Annotated in this window: 21 protein-coding genes; 8 read left to right on the top strand and 13 right to left on the bottom strand. The window is 63.7% G+C overall.

Annotated features, from left to right (window positions below; genetic code table 11):
• The first annotated feature begins 13 nt into the window (after window positions 1-13).
• Both glgA and Q1M07_RS18100 read left to right on the top strand, forming a co-directional pair.
• Window positions 14-1,456: a glycogen synthase GlgA gene (gene glgA / locus Q1M07_RS18095; protein WP_300456394.1), complete on the top strand. Its 1,443-nt coding sequence runs from the start codon at window positions 14-16 to the stop codon at window positions 1,454-1,456.
• Window positions 1,457-1,479: 23 nt separating this feature from the next.
• A complete protein-coding gene (locus Q1M07_RS18100; protein WP_300456397.1) occupies window positions 1,480-2,724 on the top strand; it encodes a DUF1015 family protein in 1,245 nt (414 codons plus the stop codon).
• 17 nt (window positions 2,725-2,741) lie between these two features.
• Here Q1M07_RS18100 and selD read toward each other — a convergent pair whose 3' ends face one another.
• From selD to hemN, 3 genes are all read right to left on the bottom strand, one after another.
• Window positions 2,742-3,848 (bottom strand): selenide, water dikinase SelD, encoded by a 1,107-nt coding sequence (gene selD / locus Q1M07_RS18105; protein ID WP_300456400.1) that lies wholly within the window; start codon window positions 3,846-3,848, stop codon window positions 2,742-2,744.
• A gap of 324 nt (window positions 3,849-4,172) precedes the next feature.
• Window positions 4,173-4,850 (bottom strand): sulfite exporter TauE/SafE family protein, encoded by a 678-nt coding sequence (locus tag Q1M07_RS18110; protein ID WP_300456403.1) that lies wholly within the window; start codon window positions 4,848-4,850, stop codon window positions 4,173-4,175.
• A gap of 78 nt (window positions 4,851-4,928) precedes the next feature.
• A complete protein-coding gene (gene hemN, locus Q1M07_RS18115) occupies window positions 4,929-6,326 on the bottom strand; it encodes an oxygen-independent coproporphyrinogen III oxidase (protein ID WP_300456406.1) in 1,398 nt (465 codons plus the stop codon).
• A gap of 96 nt (window positions 6,327-6,422) precedes the next feature.
• On the opposite strand from hemN, the gene fnr reads away from it, so the two are divergent.
• The gene (gene fnr / locus Q1M07_RS18120) at window positions 6,423-7,166 is read left to right on the top strand and encodes a fumarate/nitrate reduction transcriptional regulator Fnr (protein ID WP_300456409.1); all 744 of its coding nucleotides are present in this window, start codon (window positions 6,423-6,425) and stop codon (window positions 7,164-7,166) included.
• A 28-nt stretch (window positions 7,167-7,194) separates the two neighbouring features.
• On the opposite strand, the gene Q1M07_RS18125 is transcribed toward fnr, so the two are convergent.
• From Q1M07_RS18125 to Q1M07_RS18140, 4 genes are read right to left on the bottom strand one after another with little or no spacing between them, the layout of a single operon-like run.
• The gene (locus Q1M07_RS18125) at window positions 7,195-7,587 is read right to left on the bottom strand and encodes a SirB2 family protein (RefSeq protein WP_300456411.1); all 393 of its coding nucleotides are present in this window, start codon (window positions 7,585-7,587) and stop codon (window positions 7,195-7,197) included.
• Between the two features lie 44 nt (window positions 7,588-7,631).
• Window positions 7,632-8,939, bottom strand: coding sequence for a hypothetical protein (locus Q1M07_RS18130; protein ID WP_300456414.1), 1,308 nt, complete (start codon window positions 8,937-8,939; stop codon window positions 7,632-7,634).
• A complete protein-coding gene (locus Q1M07_RS18135; protein WP_300456695.1) occupies window positions 8,939-9,166 on the bottom strand; it encodes a DUF2249 domain-containing protein in 228 nt (75 codons plus the stop codon). Before Q1M07_RS18135 ends, Q1M07_RS18130 begins: the two co-directional genes overlap by 1 nt.
• A 5-nt stretch (window positions 9,167-9,171) precedes the next feature.
• Entirely contained in the window at window positions 9,172-9,636 is a 465-nt protein-coding gene (locus tag Q1M07_RS18140; protein ID WP_300456417.1) for a hemerythrin domain-containing protein, read from the bottom strand.
• A 196-nt stretch (window positions 9,637-9,832) separates the two neighbouring features.
• On the opposite strand from Q1M07_RS18140, the gene Q1M07_RS18145 reads away from it, so the two are divergent.
• From Q1M07_RS18145 to Q1M07_RS18160, 4 genes are all read left to right on the top strand, one after another.
• Window positions 9,833-10,276 (top strand): universal stress protein, encoded by a 444-nt coding sequence (locus Q1M07_RS18145; RefSeq protein ID WP_300456419.1) that lies wholly within the window; start codon window positions 9,833-9,835, stop codon window positions 10,274-10,276.
• Window positions 10,277-10,602: 326 nt separating this feature from the next.
• Window positions 10,603-11,301, top strand: coding sequence for a TIGR02281 family clan AA aspartic protease (locus tag Q1M07_RS18150; protein ID WP_300456422.1), 699 nt, complete (start codon window positions 10,603-10,605; stop codon window positions 11,299-11,301).
• A 15-nt stretch (window positions 11,302-11,316) separates the two neighbouring features.
• Entirely contained in the window at window positions 11,317-11,583 is a 267-nt protein-coding gene (locus tag Q1M07_RS18155; RefSeq protein WP_300456425.1) for a hypothetical protein, read from the top strand.
• Window positions 11,561-12,205: a CoA pyrophosphatase gene (locus tag Q1M07_RS18160; protein ID WP_300456428.1), complete on the top strand. Its 645-nt coding sequence runs from the start codon at window positions 11,561-11,563 to the stop codon at window positions 12,203-12,205. Before Q1M07_RS18155 ends, Q1M07_RS18160 begins: the two co-directional genes overlap by 23 nt.
• 109 nt (window positions 12,206-12,314) lie before the next feature.
• On the opposite strand, the gene Q1M07_RS18165 is transcribed toward Q1M07_RS18160, so the two are convergent.
• Entirely contained in the window at window positions 12,315-12,773 is a 459-nt protein-coding gene (locus Q1M07_RS18165) for a hypothetical protein (protein WP_300456430.1), read from the bottom strand.
• Between the two features lie 668 nt (window positions 12,774-13,441).
• On the opposite strand from Q1M07_RS18165, the gene Q1M07_RS18170 reads away from it, so the two are divergent.
• Complete coding sequence (locus Q1M07_RS18170; RefSeq protein ID WP_300456433.1) at window positions 13,442-14,623, top strand: acetyl-CoA C-acyltransferase family protein; 1,182 nt, start codon at window positions 13,442-13,444, stop codon at window positions 14,621-14,623.
• A 140-nt stretch (window positions 14,624-14,763) separates the two neighbouring features.
• On the opposite strand, the gene bioD is transcribed toward Q1M07_RS18170, so the two are convergent.
• From bioD to Q1M07_RS18195, 5 genes are read right to left on the bottom strand one after another with little or no spacing between them, the layout of a single operon-like run.
• Window positions 14,764-15,426, bottom strand: a complete 663-nt coding sequence (gene bioD / locus Q1M07_RS18175) for a dethiobiotin synthase (protein ID WP_300456436.1) — start codon at window positions 15,424-15,426, stop codon at window positions 14,764-14,766.
• Complete coding sequence (gene bioC, locus Q1M07_RS18180) at window positions 15,423-16,202, bottom strand: malonyl-ACP O-methyltransferase BioC (RefSeq protein WP_300456439.1); 780 nt, start codon at window positions 16,200-16,202, stop codon at window positions 15,423-15,425. The genes bioD and bioC overlap by 4 nt, the downstream gene beginning before the upstream one ends.
• Entirely contained in the window at window positions 16,180-16,944 is a 765-nt protein-coding gene (locus tag Q1M07_RS18185; RefSeq protein ID WP_300456442.1) for an alpha/beta fold hydrolase, read from the bottom strand. Before Q1M07_RS18185 ends, bioC begins: the two co-directional genes overlap by 23 nt.
• A complete protein-coding gene (gene bioF / locus Q1M07_RS18190; protein WP_300456445.1) occupies window positions 16,941-18,095 on the bottom strand; it encodes an 8-amino-7-oxononanoate synthase in 1,155 nt (384 codons plus the stop codon). Before bioF ends, Q1M07_RS18185 begins: the two co-directional genes overlap by 4 nt.
• Complete coding sequence (locus Q1M07_RS18195; RefSeq protein ID WP_300456448.1) at window positions 18,092-19,423, bottom strand: adenosylmethionine--8-amino-7-oxononanoate transaminase; 1,332 nt, start codon at window positions 19,421-19,423, stop codon at window positions 18,092-18,094. Before Q1M07_RS18195 ends, bioF begins: the two co-directional genes overlap by 4 nt.
• Window positions 19,424-19,441 lie beyond the last annotated feature (18 nt).

A 19,441-nucleotide genomic window follows, 5' to 3' on the forward strand; every position in this document is an offset into this window, starting at 1 on the left:
AGGGAAGCCAGACTTGCGCGTTCTCCATGTTGCCGTCGAAATCTATCCGCTGGTCAAGACCGGCGGTCTGGCCGATGTCGTTGCCGCCTTGCCGGTCGCCCTGGCGGCACGTGGGCTGGATACCCGCGTCCTGCTGCCCGGCCTGCCCGCCGTTCTCAATGGCCTGACCGATCTTAGGCGGATCAGCCGCTTCGGACCGGCCTTCGGCGCCGCGATGATCACGTTGCGGCTTGGACGTCTGCCGGATAGCGGCCTGCCGGCCTACGTCATCGATGCGCCGTTCCTGTATCGCCGTGATGGCAATCCTTATCTGGCTCCAGACGGTCGCGACTGGCGGGACAATCATCGGCGCTTTGCCTTGCTCGGCTGGGTGGCCGCCCACTTGGCGGCCGGTGAACTCGATAGAAACTGGCAGCCGGAGGTTGTGCATGCCCATGACTGGCATGCCGGGCTGGCAGCGGCCTATGTGGCGCAGAATCCGGCGCTGAGTACGGCGACGGTGTTTACGATCCACAATCTGGCTTTTCGTGGCCTGTTTCCGCTCGACCACCACGCGGATCTCGGGCTGCTCATCTCCGGAGCCAACCAGAGTGCACTCGAGTTTCACGGGCAGTTGTCGTTCATGAAAGCGGCTCTCGTGCATGCGAAGCGCGTGAACGCCGTCAGCCCGACCTATGCCCGGGAAATCTGCACACCGGAATTCGGCTGGGGCCTCGACGGTCTGCTGCGCGACCGGGGAACGGATCTCTCGGGCATTCTGAATGGCGTCGACTATGCAGTATGGGATCCCGGCAGTGACCAGGCGATACCCGCCAACTATACGGCGAGTCATCTGCGGGGAAAGAAGGTCTGCAAGGCCAAGCTGCAGACCGAGCTCGGTTTTGCCCGTCGGGCCAACGCGCCGTTGTTTGCGGTAGTCAGCCGGCTGACCTCACAAAAAGGCATGGATCTGATCCTCGGCGCCCTGCCGGATCTGCTCGCCGGGGGTGGGCAGCTAGTCGTGATCGGCAGTGGCGAGGCCGATATCGAAGCCGCCTTCCGGGCGGCGGCGGCAGCCCATCCGGAGGCCGTATCGGTTTACCTGGGCTACGATGACGCCTTGTCGCACCGTATCATTGCCGGTGCCGACATTCTGCTGGTTCCTTCGCGCTTCGAACCCTGCGGGCTGACCCAACTCTATGCCCTGCGCTACGGCACTTTACCTTTGGTGCGTCGGGTGGGCGGTTTGGCCGATACGGTGAGCGATGCCACTCCGGCGCAGATCAAGGCGGGAACGGCGAACGGCTTTGTTTTCGATGATGCCGGCAGCCGCGCGCTGGCCTCCAGGATTGGCGATGCGCTGACGCTTTATCGTGATCCCGTGGTGTGGCTTCAGATCCAGAGGCGTGGTATGGCACAGGATTTTTCCTGGGCCGATTCTGCCGTCCGCTATGAGGCTCTGTACCGGAGCATCTGAAGATTACTCAGCAGGAGATTTCTTTGTCGCTTGATTCTTGCCTGATTCGACCCTTCGCCGGCCTCCGGCCGCGCCGCGAGGATGCCGCCGCCGTGGCGGCACCACCCTACGATGTCCTCTCGAGCGACGAGGCCCGTCGGGCAGCAACCGACAAACCCTTGTCCTTCTTGCACGTTTCCAAGGCCGAGATCGACTTGCCTCCGGATGTCGATCCGCACGCTCCCGAGGTCTATGCCAGGTCGGCCGACAACTTCCGACGCCTGATCGATTCCGGTGTGTTGCGCCGTGACGGGCAGCCGTGTTACTACGCCTATCGGCTCGAAATGGGCGAGCATGTTCAACTCGGCCTTGTAGCCGTTGCCTCGGTGCTGGCCTACGAGAGCAACCGGATTCGTAAGCATGAACTCACTCGGCCAGACAAGGAAGACGATCGGGTGCGTCAAATCGAGGCGCTCAACGCGCAGACTGGGCCGGTGTTGCTCGCTCACCCCGCCAGCGGGGAAGCCGAGCGCCTGCTGGTACCGGTCAGTGCCTCCACGCCGGTCGCTGATGTCAGAGCAGAAGACGGCATCCGGCACACCCTGTGGGTGATCGACGATGCCGCGCACATTGCGCGGATCAGCGAGGTTTTTGACGCCATGCCGGCACTCTACATTGCCGATGGCCATCATCGCTCGGCGGCCGCTTCGCGCGTTGCCGCTGCTCGGCGTGGCCAGAGTGCGAGGTCGTTCGGCGCCGAATTTTTTCTGTCCGTCATCTTTCCGGCGACGCAGATGCGGATCATGGACTACAACCGCGTGGTACGCGATCTGAACGGCTTGAGTGAAGAGGAGTTTCTGGCGGCCGTCCGTGGGCGCTATGCGCTGAGCCTGTCGGCCCTACCGGTGCGGCCCGAGCGGACGGGAGTTTGCGGCATGTATCTGGCAGGTCGCTGGTACCGGCTCGAAATCCTGTCCGGGCGGGTTCCGTTGGCCGATCCGGTGCGGCGCCTCGACGTTTCTTTACTTGCCGAGCAGATCCTCGGCCCGTTGCTGGGAATCACTGATTTACGCCGCGATAGCCGCATCGATTTTGTCGGCGGCATGCGTGGCCTGCCGGAACTCGAAAGGCGGGTCGATAGCGGCGAGATGGCGGTGGCTTTCGCGATGTACCCGACGCCGATGGGCGAACTTATGGCGGTCGCCGACGCCGGCCAGGTGATGCCGCCGAAGTCGACGTGGTTCGAACCAAAACTGGCTGATGGCTTGGTATCTCATCTTCTCGATTGAGCAGCCGGCGGGCCGGATCAACGGCTCCGGACGACGGATACCTGCGGTTTTCCTTCGGCGACCTCGCCGATTACCGCCGCGTGGTCGAATCCTTCCTGCAGGAAGATCGCCAGCACTTCGGTGACCACTTCCGGTGCACAGGAAACCAGTAGTCCGCCGCTGGTCTGCGGATCGGTCAACAACGCACGCTCCAGGTCGCCGAAACCCTTCTTCGGCAGTTCCACATGCTGTCCGTAGCTCGCCCAGTTGCGGCCCGAAGCGCCGGTGACGCAGCCCTTGGCACCGTAATCGAGAACGTTTGGCAAGAGCGGCAACGCCGCGTAGTCGATCAGTGCCGCGACGCCCGACGCCTTGCAGATCTCCACCAGATGGCCGAGCAGGCCGAAACCGGTGACGTCGGTCATGGCATGCACGCCAGCCAGACAACCGAGAGCCCGCCCGGGCGTGTTGAGTTGCGTCGTGGACGCGATGAGTGAAGCGTAGCTGGCGGCCGACAACAGGCCCTTCTTCAGTGCGGCGCTGTAAAACCCGATGCCCAAACCCTTGCCGAGAATGAGCTTGTCGCCGGCGCGAGCGCCTGAGTTGCGCTTGAGATTGCCGGGCGCCACCAGACCGATGGCGACGAGACCGTAGATCGGCTCGGCCGAGTCGATCGTGTGTCCGCCGGCAATCGGTATGCCTGCCTTGGCGCAGATCGACTCACCACCTTTGAGTATTCGCCTGATCGTGTCGAGTGCCAACTTGTCCACCGGCATTCCGACGACAGCCAGCGCCAACAATGGCGAGCCGCCCATGGCATAAACATCGGACAGGGCATTGGTTGCGGCGATGCGACCGAAATCGAACGGGTCATCGACGATCGGCATGAAAAAATCGGTTGTTGCCACCAGAGCCTGGTCGGCGTTCAGTTGATACACGGCGGCATCGTCGCTGGTCTCGATGCCGACCAGTAACTGGCTTGGGGCAACCTGTGGCGACACCTTGGCCAGGATCTGCTCGAGCACGCCGGGGGCGATCTTGCAGCCGCAACCTCCGCCATGCGAGAACTGGGTCAGTCTGACGGTTTCGTTCGACTGGAGCTCGGAGGCTGGTGGCTCGGCCGTTCTGAGTTTTTTTCTCGGCATCTATTTTCCTCGTCTTCTTCTTGTTGCGCATCCGGGTTGCCGCCACATCGCTACGGCGAGTTGCCAGTTGACTCGGCGTGCCGTGCCGGCGTCCGGGCCGCCGGGCTGGCAATTCATTCCCGAAACATCTGTCACCCTTCCCTTCGGTCGACGCAGTACTCCATCGCTCGGCGGCCGGCGCTTACGAAGCTACGAGTGCAAAGCACTCGAGGTCGGGCTCATTGCAACGGTGTTGGTGAAGATGAGGAACGGATTCTGCCCGAATTTTCCCGGCCTCGCACGTCACTTCGACCGCCAACCGGGCGACGACAGGCCGCATCGGGCTTACCACGGCGCTCGGAGTACCGTTCGAGCGAGTCCGATCAGCCCCCATACGCCAAAACCAAGAACCAACAGCCCGCCTATCAAGCGGACTTCCGGCCGGCGCACATAGGTCTGCAGACGAGCGGCCATCAAGCCAGCGAGTAGCAGAGTTGGCAAGGTGCCCGCGCCGAAGGCGAGCATCAGCCCGGCACCGCTCAGTGCCGAGCCACTGGTCAAGGCGCTCGCCAGCGCGCTGTAGACCAGACCACAGGGCAACCAGCCCCACAGGAGACCGAGGGAAAACGCCTGCGACGCGCGGCATGCCGGAAGAAAACGCCTAGTCAGCGGTTGCAGGTGGCGCCACAGCCTTTGTCCGAAGCGCTCGCTGAACGCCAGCGCCTGGGTGTAACCCATCAAATAGAGGCCGAGCGCGATGAGCATCAGATTGGCGAGCAGGTAGAGGAGGCTGCGCACCGGCCACTGTCCGGAGAGGGCCGCACCCGCCCCGCCGAGGGCGCCGGCGAGCGCTCCGGCACCGGCATAGCTGACGACGCGCCCGGCGTTGTAGGCCAGCTGAAGTGTCCAGCGCGTCGGTCCCGTCATCGAAAACGCGCCGACAATGCCGCCGCACATGGTGACGCAGTGCGTACCACCGAGCAGACCGACGAGTAGCAAAGCGAGATAGCTCGATTCAGGCATCAGTGCAACGAAGAGTAGCGGGCGGAAAATGCCACGATTCTACCCTTGCCCTTACGGCGACCGATCCACAGATCGGCGTCAGATTACTTTGGAGTAGCGCGTACGTTGCCGGTCGGCGCGTAGATAGCGGTCGAAGACCATGGAAATCGCCCTCACCAGCATGCGTCCGCGCGGCAAGACAGTGATCCACTTGTCGTCTACGCGAACCAGCCCGGCATCGGCCATTTCGCGCAGATCGTCGAGTTCGGTCGCGAAATATTTTCTGAAGTCGATCAGGTGCGCAATTTCGATCGACTCGATCGACAGCTCGAAATGACACATCAACGACTGAATGATGGAGCGCCGCAGGATATCGTCCGCGTTCAGTTCAATACCGCGATAGACCGGCAGGGTGGCGCTGTCGAGCAGATCGTAGTACTCGTCGAGGGTCTTGACGTTCTGGCTGTAGGTCGGTCCGACCTTGCTGATTGCCGAGATGCCGAAGGCGAGAAGATCGCAGTCGGCATGCGTCGAGTAACCTTGGAAGTTGCGATGCAAGCGACCCTGTCGCTGGGCTATCGCCAGTTCGTCGTCGGGTTTGGCGAAGTGGTCCATGCCGATATAGACGTAGCCCGCCTCGGTCATCCTTCGGATGGCTAGGGCCAGGATCTGCAGCCGCGCGTCGGCATTCGGCATGTCCGCCTCGAGGATGCGCCGCTGCGGCTTGAAAAGGCTAGGCAGGTGGGCGTAGTTGTAGATCGAGACGCGATCCGGGCTGGCGGCGATCACCCGTTCCAGCGTGCGGCCGAAGCCTTCGACCGACTGTTTCGGCAGGCCGTAGATGAGGTCGATGCTGATCGATTTGAAGCCCGTCGCACGCGCCGCCTCGATCACAGCGCAAGTCTCCGCTTCGCTTTGCAGACGATTGACGGCTTTTTGAACCGTGGTGTCGAAATCCTGCACGCCGACACTCATCCGATTGAAGCCCAGTGCGCCGAGCAGTTCGACGGTTGTTCGGTCGACCTTGCGCGGATCGACTTCGATCGAGTATTCGCCGCCCTCGATGAGCTTGAAGTGTTTCCGCGTCACGGCCATCAACTGGTGCATCTCGTCGTGCGACAGAAAGGTCGGCGTTCCGCCGCCCCAGTGCAACTGGGCCACTTCCTGGTCGCCGCCTTCGAGATAGCTGCTCTGCAATGCCAGTTCCTTGGCCAGGTATTTCAGGTACTTGGCTGAACGCCCGTGGTCCTTGGTGATGATCTTGTTGCAGGCGCAGTAGTAGCAGATGGTGTTGCAGAATGGAATGTGGAAGTACAATGACAACTGCCGGCTGATGGCGCCGATGTTGCGCTTGCCGAGCCAAAGCCTGTAGGCCTCCGAGCCGAAGGCTTCGACGAAGCGGTCCGCCGTCGGATACGACGTGTAACGGGGACCGTTGATGTCGAACCGACGGATGATCTGCGGATCAAAGACAAGGTTGCCAGCGACGGAGTTCATGTTCCAACGACAGAATCGATTGACTGGATTATCGGACCGCGCTGAATTCGGTGGGTTGACGTGGATCAAACCCGGGGTTCAGTGAAAAGGGTACGCATGTCCAACAATGCCATGGCGGCCAGGCTGGCCTTCGAGCTGGTCAAGACCGCCTGTTCGAACTGCAACCTGCGCGAGCTGTGCCTACCGATCGGTATCGAGCCGGCCGAACTGAAGAAGCTCGACGAACTGGTATCGACGCGCCGGCGGCTCAGGCGTGGCGATTTTCTGTACCGCGTCGGCCAGGGTTTCGAGTCGATCTACGCCGTGCGTAGCGGTTTCTTCAAGACGGACGTGATGATCGAGGACGGCCGCGATCAGGTGACCGGCTTCCAGATGACTGGCGAGTTGCTTGGTCTCGACGGAATCAGCAGTGAAGTACACACCTGTAACGCCATCGCACTCGAAGACAGCGAGGTCTGCGCCATCCCTTTCTCGCATCTCGAGGGGCTGTCGCGGCAGATTCATACTCTGCAGCACCACTTTCACAAAGTGATGAGCCGGGAAATCGTTCGTGATCACGGGGTAATGCTGCTGCTCGGAACCATGCGCGCCGAGGAGCGTCTGGCGGCTTTCCTTCTCAACCTCTCGCAGCGCTTCAAGGCACGCGGCTACTCGCCAGCCGAATTCAATCTGCGCATGTCGCGTGACGAAATCGGCAGCTATCTCGGTTTGAAGCTGGAAACCGTCAGTCGGGCCTTTTCGCGCTTTCAGGAAGACGGTCTGCTTTCGGTGCACCAGAAGAAGATCAGGATCCTCAATACCGACGGATTGAAGACGCTGATGACGCATCAACGCGGTTGAGCGATCACGTCACGCGGAGAGGGCGGTGTCACGTGATCCAGACCAAGGGTCCGAGCACATGGCGAGTCAGAGCGACCGACACGATGTAGGTAAAAGCGAACAGCGCAGCGACGAAGAAGGCGGCGCGCTGCGACTGCGTGCGTGCGCGCTTGAGCGCCATCGTGCCGCAGGCGATGTAAATTACCAGGCCGAGCAGTTTGGCGGTCAGCCAGTCGGCAACGAAAGGGTACTGAGCGCTGATCACCGTCATGGCCAGCGCGCTGGCCAGCAAGGCGGTGTCGATCACGTGCGGCAGCACGCGGACCAGCGGGAGCTGTCGCCATGGCGATCGGTACAGCATCAACAGTCCACGCAGGAAAAAGCCCGTGCCGCTGAGGGCAACGCAGCTTACGTGCAGGTGTTTCAGGATCAGGTAGTCCATCTCTATCTAGCCTTGATCGAAAAGCGAGGCGTCACGCATCGGCGTCAGCCGCTCACCATCGCTGGCCTCAGGGCCTCAATCTTCGACCGCTGCTGGCGGTAGAAAGCGACCGCCGCCAGGAGGTTGAGCAACAGCCAGGCATTGGCCATCAGCAGGGCAATTCCCGCCGGATAGGTGAACCACTCCGGCCAGGCACTGGCGGCCAGCAGCAGGGCCAGCGAGGCGAAATGAGCCAGGGTTTGCCGATCGATCCGTTGTCCGGCGATCACCTTGTTCATGTTTGGCGCCATCACTCGTCCGCCGCCGAGATTCTGCAGGTGCAACCAGATCAGGAAGGGGACGATCTTGTAGAGCATGCCGATCATTACCGACATGAAGCCGCCGGACAGTATCAGAACACCGAACAGTAGAGGCCACTGCGGCCACTCGGCCAGGCCTGGCAGGACGGCCGCCAGCAGCCACAACAGGCAGGCTGCCAGTACGCAGAGCATGGCTACACACCAGAGCCGCTGGGTGGCGTCGAAGCGAGCGCGCTTGCTGCGCCGCTGGAGACTCAAGGTCGCGCCAGCAAAGGCGACTGCCACCAACACCACGGCGCCGGATAGCCAAGCCAACGATGCTTGATGATCGGCCATTTCGGCGATGCTCCAGACCGACAGGACAATTGGCGTTGCGCGGCAGAAGTGGCGGCTGAACCATGGTGGGTAGGGGGGAGTCATCTGGAACATGGGCACGACGACCAGGGCGACGGCCGCCAGTAGAACGACGCCCCAGCCGACGAAGCCCCAGCCGAAATGGACGGAGGTCATTTTCACGACCGGCAGGGCGAGCCAACCGCCGATGGTGGCCGCCAGCAACGCGCCGATAAGGACCGTCACGGCCAAGCCGAACAAGGCCAGCTTGAGACCCCGAATCGTCGGACTGGTGGACGGCACGCCGTACAGGGCGCGACCTGCCGCAACGACGAAAAGGGCAAGGCCGCCAGCGAGAAAAAACACGGCCAGTTCGAAGGCAAGCGGCGGCCGACCGAGAAAACCGGCTGCCAGCAGCAGGGTGCCCAGCACCGTGGTGGAATGTACCAGCTTGGCGACCAGCCGTGGTCGCGCCAGGTTGGCGCCGGCGACCACCGGCAGAATCTGAAACAGCGCACCGATCATCACCTGCAACATGAACCCGGCGCTTATCAGGTGAGTCAGCGCCAGCGCCGCGGGCGTCCAGCGCGAGGCAAACAATTCGGGGCCGCTCCAGAGCAGCAAGAGGCCGGCCAGCACGGCGAACAGCGGGGCGCTGAGAAAGAAGCGGAGCGGTGCAGAAAGCGGGGGCGCCTGCTCAAAGGACAGCAAAGCCTGCATCAGGTCGACTGGCGTCGGATCCGGACTTCGACCGAGCCGTCCGGGCGACACTCCGTCTGCCAGCCGAAGCCGTTAACTGCGAGCGCACGGTACAGTGGGTAGGGCTCGCGCGGCAGCAGGACGACGAGTGTCGAGTCTGAGTCGAGATGCTCGAGCGCTTCCATCGTGCGCAGCAGTGGCTCGGGTGGCTCGAGAGCGCGGGCATCGATAACGACTTCGGCAGCCATCCGGTTCAACTGGGCGGTCCTTCCTGGTGTTCTTCGAGCTGCCGGCGCAGTTCCGGCAGCAGCTCCGCCAGCCGATCGGCCAGTTGCTGGTCGCACATCGGATAGAGGACGTTCTCTTCCTTGACGTTGTGTTGCTGCATCATGATCAACAAGGTTTCGGCGGTGCCCGCATAGTCATCGGCGTCCTTCTCGGCGAGCGCCGATTCAGCGGCAGCGAGCAACTGTCGCAACTGCAAATGCTCGCCGCGCATCACCTGTGTCGGGCCGCGGAAAATTCCGGTGCTTTGCTCGAAGAGCGGGAAGAGCAGCGATTCTTCGGCCGCGAAATGATACAGCAGCGCGTCCCGGAAACGGCCAAAAGCGGTCGTCGCCTCTTCCCAGCTACCGCGGGTGACGGCCTGTTCGACCGCGACCAGGTGATCGTCGCAGGAGCGATGATTACGGCTCATCAAGTCCGTGATTTCGTGCATGCTACACCTCGCCGAATGACCTGACGCATTGTGCGGTCTGACGGCGGGGCCAGCGTTGATCGACATCAAGCAATCCGCCGGGGCGGGTGCGACGACTTGACGCGGCGAGCGCCTGTCCTTTGATTTCGATCAACATCGACCCGCGTTTTCGTGCCTATAGTGGGCCGTTGGTCCAATCGACTCCGGAGGAAACAACATGTTCAAGCATATCCTTGTTCCGACCGACGGCTCCGAGCTGTCACAGGAAACCGCACGCCGAGCCGTATCGTTCGCCAAGGAGGCTGGGGCACGCATCACGGCGTTCTACGCCAAACCGGAGTATCCGGTCAGCTACTACGGCGAAGGCGCTCTTATCGACCCGACCACACCGGAAAAGTTCGCCGAACTTGCCGAACAACAGGCACAGCAGACGCTCGATTTCGTCGTAGACCTTTGTCGTAGCGCCGGTGTCCCGGCCGACAAACTGTCGATCACCAGCGACATCCCGTACCAGGCGATCATCGATGGTGCCGCGCAGAGCGGCTGTGATCTGATTTTCATGGCTTCGCACGGCCGCCGTGGCATCACGGCCTTGTTGCTTGGCAGTGAGACCAACAAGGTGCTCACGCACTCCAAGACTCCCGTCCTCGTCTATCGCTGATAGCCGTTCGCCAGACAGGCTGGCGGCGTTGGCCGATCGCCTGGCGATTGAGGTTTCTCGCTGTCCGGTGTCCGCAGCGTCATGCTTTCGGCGGCACGGCGTGTTCCGGCGACATCGGCGCCGGCTTGGCTGATTCTGACGGCTGGCCTTTGCGCGTCGGAGCGAGTGAACTCACCGCACGAGTTGTTTCTCGCCTTGTCGGCCAAGCGCCTGGGTGGCACGGCGACGGTTACCTGCCGGCAGTCCGGATAGTTCGCTGTGGGGTGCGCGGAATGTGGCAAAATTCCTTGTCCGACGGGGCTTCTGATGGCCCAATGCGGCTGGCGATGGAAGACACGGGAGGCGCATTGCACTGTCGGGCAGAGAGGGCTGGAGACAACGGGGCGCCGACGTTCTGGCGGTTTGGCGTACTGATTCTCGCCATGGTGTGTACGCCGGTTGGAGCGGTCGACGTCGGGTTGGCCGGTGTCTTTCCGGGGAAAGCCTTGCTGACGATCGACGGCACCGCGCCTCGGGCGGTGGCTGTCGGCACGACGACGGTCGAAGGAGTCAAGGTGCTGTCCGTAGACAGCGATGTGGCGACCGTCGAAGCCGACGGCAAGAAGCGAATCCTGCGTGTCGGTCAGAAGGTGGTCTCAAAGCCGGCCGAAATGCTAGGCAGCAAGGCGGTGCTGACGGCCGACGCCCGTGGTCACTTTGTGACGACCGGTGCCATCAATGGCACCACCGTCCGTTTCCTGGTCGACACCGGTGCGACGATGATCACGGTGGGCGCCAGCGATGCGAGACGGCTGGGAATTGGCAGCAAGCAGGGGCAAATGGGCGTGATAATTACGGCGAACGGGCCAGCTCTGGTGCGCCACGTAAGACTGGACTCTGTTCGCGTTGGCGAGATTGTGGTCGACAATGTCGACGCGATGATCAACATCGACAACAACCTGCCCTTTGTCTTGCTGGGCATGAATTTCCTGAACTATTTGGACATCCAGGGTGACGGTCAGACGATGTCCCTCAGGAAGCGCTAACGATAGGAGATGCCGATGACACGCCAACGTGCCTGGACTACTGCCATGCTGGGCCGCGAACTCGACATTCTGATGGGCGAGCGGCAGACTCTGTTGAAGATCGTCGGTGCGACGGCTGCCCTGATTGCCTCACTCGACTCGCGTCTGTTGCCGCCCGCGGCGATGGTGTCGGCCGATCTGGTGGCAACGGGGATCAACACCTTGCCCGACGAGACGCTGCGCGATGCGCTGGCCGCCGTGCATGCGAAGATCGAGGACGATGAGCCTGTCGTCAGCAACTGACGCTGATCGCGGCCGAACAAGCGACCGCCGTGCCGTCGACCTCGACCGCGTGCGGCAGGTCTTGTGCCCGGCTCCTTCGAGGAGTTCCTTCGTTCTCGAAGATGGGGTCGGCGACGAAGAACTGACTCCCGCCGCTGTGCTCTTCCCTATCGTTCGGCGCAGCCGAGAGCCAACGGTATTGCTGACACAGCGCACGGCGCATCTGAAGGACCATCCTGGGCAGATCAGTTTCCCGGGCGGACGCTGCGAATCAGCCGACGCCTCGCCGGCGCACACCGCGCTGCGTGAAGCCGACGAGGAAATCGGTCTGGCGCCGGCGCATATCGACGTCGCCGGCTATTTGCCCGAGTATCTGACCAGCACCGGGTTTCGCGTCACGCCAGTGGTGGCCATGGTGACGCCGCCTTTCGAGCTGCGGCTCGATGCCTTCGAGGTGGCAGCGGTGTTTGAAGTGCCACTGTCGTTCCTGCTCGACCCCGTGAATCACCAGCAGCACTCGCTTCACTACCGCGGCAAACTACGCTCCTACTACGCCATGCCTTACGGTGACTACTTCATCTGGGGCGCCACGGCAGGCATGATCATGTCTCTCTATCGGGCGCTCGAGAAGCTGGAGCCATGACCTGAAGACTCCTCCGGAGACTCGCCAATCGCCCGTCGCCGGTCTGCGGCGTCGGCGCGGCAGGTCACGGTGATCCGGCTCGAGAATGGCGAGCACGGGGTGGGGGCAGTCAATCGAGTACCAGCGCCAGCTCGTCGAGAAATTGTTGCGCTTTTTTTTGGTCGGCCACGGCGCTCAGGGCGACACGCATTTTTTCCACGTGCCGTTGGAGTTGGTCGGCGTTGGTCAGCATTTCGATTTCTCTGATCAGCGCGTCCGCCTCCACGCCCAGCAGCTCGCGCAGCGTCCTGACGATATAGCTCTTGGCCAGCGTGATGTCTTCGTCCGGCAGTGGCTGTTGACGTGTCGCCGGCGACGCTCTCGACTGAATGAAGCCTTCGGCAAGCAGCGCGGCGAGGTGGCGTTCGGCCTCGACGGTCGACGGGCGCATGGCCAGCAACTGCTTGCCGCTGTGCCGGCCATCGACCATGATGAGCAGGGCGCGCATTCGGGCGGGCAGGCGATGCCTGCGGGTGGCTATCTCATCCAGGCCCTTCGCCGTTTTGCTTAAGACAGACGACAGATCCATGTGGAAGTTCTTCCAGATGCGTCAGGGTGATGTTGCGTGAAGTGGAAAGTTTCCGCAAGCCCACACTTGCCGAACCCTGAAAGGGCGTCGGTACGAGCTTTGCCTCTGCCTCATCGCGGCTCGAGCAGGTCGGGCGTTTCGGGCCGCCAGCGTAGCATCGCCTGGTCGACCGATCGCTGAGCGGGTTGGCAGGCAGTCGCGAGGCAACGGCTCGGTGCCTCGTGCGGCCGGCGGTTTGGCGTCGGGTCCGCCACTTGTCCGCCCTCCCGGCCCGGCGCTGGCAACGAAGAATATGGCACCTTCGGAGACTTTGCACGTCAAACCTTTGCTATCATTGACCGGCTTCTCGTGCGGGTGACCGCGAGCGCCGGCTATTTCGAGGGGGCGGTCTCCTGCTGGCGCGGGCAAGCCGATAAATGGCCGGATGACCGAGGTCTGCGTATCGGACTGGCGAGCGGCGCTGGTGCGCCGGGGGTTCGTCTTGGTATCCCGGTGTTGGGCGTCGGCCAAATTGCCGGCCCGCATCGGTTCCGGCGAAGAAGCCGCCGCTGTCGACTTCATGGAGAGTGCGGTCCGGCCGGTCTGGCGCGCTGCGGCGGTAGCTGCTGTTGTTGTTGGGGCTTGCCGGTATGGTAGGCGGATGATCGATCTTTTTCGGGAGTTTCTTCATGAGCAGAGAAGTCGTTGTACTCAGCGCGGTCCGTTCCGCTATCGGTACCTTTGGTGGATCGCTCGCCAATATGGAGCCGCATGAACTGGCTGGTACGGTAATGAAGGAGTCGATCGCCCGCTCCGGCGTCGATCCGCAGCAAATCAACTATGTTGCCGTCGGCAACGTCATTCCCACCGATGCGCGCTTCGCCTATGTGGCTCGCGTCGCTTCGATTCAAGCCGGCTTGCCGATGGACTCGGTGGCGATGGCGGTGAATCGCTTGTGCGCATCGGGTCTGCAGGGCGTGGTCTCCGCGGCTCAGAACATTCTGCTCGGCGACTCCGACTACGGCATTGGTGGCGGCGTCGAAGTCATGTCGCGCGGTTCGTACATGCTGCCGGCCATGCGCTCGGGTGCCCGCATGGGCGATACCAAGGCGATCGACATGATGGTCGCCACGCTCAGCGATCCGTTCGGCGTTGGTCACATGGGCGTCACGGCCGAGAACCTGGCCAAGAAGTGGAACATTAGCCGCGAAGAGCAGGATGCCCTTGCCGTCGAGTCGCAGCGGCGGGCCGCCGCTGCGATCGCTGAAGGGCGTTTCAAATCGCAGATCGTTCCGATTGTCCTGAAGACGCGCAAGGGCGATGTCGTTTTCGACACCGATGAACATGTCAAGAGTGGAACGACGATCGAGACGCTGGCCAAGATGAAGCCGGCTTTTCTCAAGGACGGAACGGTGACCGCCGGCAACGCATCGGGAATCAACGATGGTGCGGCTTTTCTGGTGCTCGCGGCAGCCGACGTGGCAGCGCAGGCTGGTCAGAAGCCGATAGCGCGGCTGGTTGCCTACGCGATTGCCGGTGTGCCGAACGAGATCATGGGCGAAGGCCCGATTCCGGCAAGCAAGCTGGTGCTCAAGAAAGCCGGCCTGACGCTCGAACAGATGGATGTCGTCGAGTCCAACGAAGCCTTTGCAGCGCAGGCCATTGCGGTTAACAAGGGGCTCGGCCTCGATCCCGTGAAGACCAACCCGAACGGCGGCGCGATTGCCCTCGGTCACCCGGTTGGCTGCTCCGGCGCCTTTATCGCGACGAAGGCGATCTACGAGTTGCAGCGCACCGGTGGAAAATACGCGCTGGTCACGATGTGCATCGGTGGTGGCCAGGGTATCGCGGTGGTTTTCGAGCGCGCCTGACGTTGCCCAAGGCCGCTTCACGCGGCTTTGCCGAAGCCCGGCCGTATTGTGGTCGGGCTTTTTTGTCTCCCGACCTGGTGCGTTGATCTTCGAGGAGGGTGCCTATCGCGCTCGTCCGGTGGCCCGCTTCGCCGCGAGCGTCAGCCGGGAAGGCGCAGCGTCAGCGCGGCCTGCTCGGGAGTCGTGCCATGCTCGACGACGCCGAGCAGCGGCGCGGCCAAGCGTACCTTCAGGGTGGCCAGATTTTCGCTGAAGCGCGCCATCGCCGGATCGACACGGTTTGCTACCCAGCCGGCCAGCGGCAGACCTCGCGCGGCGATGGCCTGCCGGGTCAGCAGAGCGTGGTTGATGCAGCCCAGCCGCATGCCGACCACCAGGATCAGAGGCAGGCCGAGCAGGGACGCCAGATCCGCGGTGTCGCAAGTGTCGCCGAGCGGTACGCAGAAACCACCGACTCCCTCGACCAGAACGATTTCCGCCAAGCTTTGCAGCCGTTTCAGTGCGGTGTCGATGTGCGCCAGATCGATGATTCGCCCTTCCTCTTCGGCGGCGATGTGCGGTGCGATGGCCGCCCGGAAGCCGTAGGGGTTGATCAGCGTCCGCGGTGCCGCGAACGACGAAGCGGCGATCAGGCGCTCGACGTCATCGTTGAGTCCATGCTCGTCGAAGCCGGCCGCGACTGGCTTCATTGCCAGCGCGCGGGCGCCCGTTCGCCGGACCGCGTGGAGCAGCGCGCAAGCGACGAAAGTCTTGCCGATCTCGGTGTCGGTGCCGGTTATGAACCAGCCGCTTGGGTCTTTCATTTTTTTCTGGCAGCGTAGGCAAGAATGACATCATAGCGCGCCGGCAGGCCGGCGGCTGTGCGATGTCGTTCGTAGGCGGCCTGTACGCGCTGCCAGGCCAGGCGCCCGAAAAGTCCGGCGCGGGCGCCGTCGCCGACCGAGTGGGCGCCGATGTCCTTGACCGCGCGCAGCAGCGATTTCAGGTCGGGGTAATGCAGGCAGACGGTCCGGCGCTGCCAGAGGATGTCGGTGAACCCGGCCCGCGACAGAGCCTCCTCGATCGCCGCCGGTTCAGTAAAGGTCAGGGTGTGGCGATAGCGGTCGATGCCGGCGAAGGCCTCGCGCAACTCGCCGAAGGTTTCCGGACCGAGGGTGCTGACTGCCAGCCGCCCGCCCGGACGAAGGACGCGCCAAGCTTCGGCGAATGCGCGGTTGGTGTCGCACCACTGGACGGTCAGGCTGGACCACCAGACGGCGAAGCTTTCGTCCCGGCAGGGCAGGGCCTCGATGTCGGCCGCCAGACAGCAATGGGCGTCGTGCCGCGCCAGGGTGAGCATCGCCGGCGCGAAGTCGACCGCGGTGAGCTGTGCGTCGGGCCAGCGTGAACGCAGCAGTTGGCTGCCGTAGCCGGTGCCGCAACCGGCGTCGACGATGCTGTCTGGCTCGGACGACAGATCGAAGTTGGCCAGCAGATCGTCGCAGACCTGTCGTTGAAGCACGGCGGCCGCGTCGTAGGACGCCGCCGCGCGCTCGAAGGACTCGCGCACACGTTCCTTAGGCGGCAGGGTGGAGACCATCGAATTCGTCCAGCAGTCGGACAAAGCGCTCCGGGTCATTGAGGAAAGGGGCATGCCCCGCACCGGCGAAAACCTCCAGGCGCGCGTTGGGGATCATTTCCGCCAGTCGCCTGGCAGCCGGGAGAGGATTCAGCGCGTCGTTCTCTCCGTGCACCAGAAGGCAGCGCGTGCGCACGGCCGGTGCCAGATCACGCAGGTCGACTTCGCGCAGCCAGTCGAGGCCACGCGCGAGCGCCGCCGCGTCCGCAGTCGGTCCCTCCTGCAGACAGGCGACGAGTTGGCGAGTGATCGTTCGCGCCTGACTGTCGCCCTGGTTCAGCAGAGCGACAAAACGTTGCCGCGTCTGTTTCGGTTGCCGCCCGAGGCTGGCCGCGAAATCGTCGACGAGCTGCCTCTCCTGCGCTTCGCACCAGTTGTCGCGCCGCGTGAAACTGGCCGTGGCGCCGACCAGGATCAGACCGCCGACGCGTTCCGGCGCCAGCCCTGCGGCGCGCATGGCCAGCATGGCGCCGAGTGACCAGCCGCAGAGCGTAACGGGGTGGGGCAGCGCGTCGATCAATGCCTGCGCGGTGGCAGTGAAGTCGGTGGCGGCGTCGCACGCCTCGCCGTAGCCCGGCAGGTCGACCAGATGGACCTGCGAGCGCTCCGCCAAGGCGGGAAGCAGCGATTCCCAGACCGCGCTGCCAAGCCCCCAGCCGTGGATCAGCGCGCGCGGCGGCCCCTTGCCGATTCGCCGCATCATGCCAGTTCCCGTAAAGCATGCAGCAGTCGGTCTACCTGCTCCGCGCTGTGCGCTGCGCTCAGCGAAACCCGCAGGCGTGCGCTGCCGGCCGGGACCGTCGGCGGGCGGATGGCTGGCACCCACAGACCCCGCTCGTAAAGCGCCCCGGCAACCCGCAAGACCTCGTGGTTGTCGCCGATGACGATCGGCTGGATGGCCGTCGGCGAGGGGAGCAGGCGCCATCGCGTGCCGGCCAGACCGTCGCGCAATTGCGCGGTGAGCTGCCACAGGCGTTGGCGCCGCGACTCGCCGTCGGCGATCAGATCGACGCTGGCGGCGAGGGCGCAGGCAATGAGCGGGCTGCCAGCGGTCGTGAAGACGTAGGTGCGGGCGCGTTGTTCCAGCCATTCGACGACGGTCGCGTCGGCGGCGACGAAGGCGCCGGACGCGCCAGCGGCTTTGCCGAGCGTACCCATGTAAATCAGGCGGCGGGCCGTCGGCAGCTGGAAGTACGCCAGGCTGCCGCGGCCCTGCGGGCCGAGGACGCCGAAACCATGCGCGTCGTCCACCACCAGCCAGGCGTCGAAACGCTCGGCCAGTGCCAGCAGGGCGGGCAGCGGAGCGAGATCGCCATCCATGCTGAACACGGCGTCGGTCAGAATCAGCTTGCGCCGCGCACGACTGCCGGCGAGCAGACGTTCGAGCGCCACGATGTCGCCGTGCGGGTAGCGCTGGTTGTCGGCGCGTGAAAGCTGGGCGGCGTCGATCAGGGAGGCATGGTTGAGGCGGTCGGCAAAAACAGCGTCGCGACGGCCGACGAGCGCCGGAACGATGGCCAGGTTGGCCATGTAGCCGGTGGAGAAGAGCAGCGCGCGCGCAAAGCCGGTAAAGGCGGCGAGTTTCTCCTCGAGCGCGGCGTGCGGCGCGAGGTGGCCGCTGACCAGATGCGAGGCGCCGCTGCCGACCCCCCAAGCTTGCGCGCCCGCACAGGCGGCTTCGACGAGCGCCGGGTCGTTGGCCAGCCCGAGGTAATCGTTACTGCAGAAGCTCACCAACTCGCGGCCGTCGACCCGAGCCAGCGGGCCGCAGGGCATTTCCAGGGTGCGACGGCTGCGTTTGAGACCGGCGCGCTGCAACGCGTCGATTTCCGCTTGCAGGTCTTCCCAGATCATGTCGGTAGCGCGGCGTCCAGTGCGGCGATGGCGCCAGCGGCGAGAAACTCGCATTCCTCGGCACTGATCACGTAGGGCGGCATGAAATAGACCGTGTTGCCGATCGGCCGCAGCAGGATCTCGTTCGCCAGCGCCTGCCGGTAGAAACGCTGCGCAAACCGCGGATCGTCGCACAGCACGTCGAAGGCGGCGATCATGCCGCGCTGGCGCAGGTGGCGGACGTTCGGGTGTGCCGCCAGCGGGCCCAGACACGTGGCGAGACGCTCGGCCAGCGGAAGGTTGGCGGCGATGACCTGTTGCTCGGCGAAGATGTCGAGCGTCGCCAGCGCGGCGCGGCAGGCCAAGGCATTGCCAGTATAGGAGTGCGAGTGCAGAAAGCCGCGGCTGGTGCGATCGTCGTAAAAGGCATCGTAAACCCCGTCGGTAGTGAGGACGATCGACAAGGGCAGGTAGCCGCCGGAGATGCCTTTCGACAGGCACAGAAAGTCGGGTCGGATGCCGGCCTGCTCATGCGCGAAGAAGGTTCCGGTACGACCGCAGCCGACGGCGATCTCGTCGCAGATCAGGTGCACTTCGTAGCGGTCGCAGAGTTCGCGTGCCAGACGCAGGTATTCCGGATCGTACATCGCCATGCCGCTGGCGCACTGGACGAGTGGCTCGACGATCAGCGCCGCGATCTCTTCATGGTGCCGTTCGAGATGAGTCGCCAGCGCCGCGGCAGCGCGGCGCGCCACGTCGACCGGGGTTTCGCCGTCGCTTGCCAGTCGGGCGTCTGGCGTGGCCACCGTGCTGGCCGGGCGGATCAATGGCGCGTAAGCATCCTTGAACAGCGGCACGTCGGTCACGGCCAGTGCGCCGACCGTTTCGCCGTGATAACTGCCGCTCAGGCAAAGAAACTCCTGCTTGTCCCGACGACCCCGGTTGTGCCAGGCGTGGAAAGACATCTTGAGAGCGATTTCGGTCGCCGAAGCGCCGTCGGAGGCATAAAAACAATGGCCGAGGGAGCCATCGGTCAGGCCAATCAGCCGTTCGGAGAGCTCGACTACCGGGCGATGCGTGAAACCGGCGAGAAGCACATGCTCGAGCTCGTCGAGCTGTGCGCGCAATGCGGCGTTGATTTGTGGATGGCAGTGGCCGAACAGGTTGACCCACCACGAGCTGATGCCGTCCAGGTAGCGCCGGCCGTCGAAGTCGAACAGCCAGACCCCTTGGCCGCGCGCGATCGGAACCAGTGGCAGGGCTTCGCCGGCCGTTGCGTGCTGCTTCATCTGCGTGCATGGGTGCCAGACGGCCGCCAGGCTGCGCTGCAGCAGATCGCTGTTGCTCATCGTCGTTCCTTGACCGGA

Origin of the sequence: Accumulibacter sp. (assembly GCF_029255285.1) — a bacterium.
Taxonomy (GTDB): domain Bacteria; phylum Pseudomonadota; class Gammaproteobacteria; order Burkholderiales; family Rhodocyclaceae; genus Accumulibacter.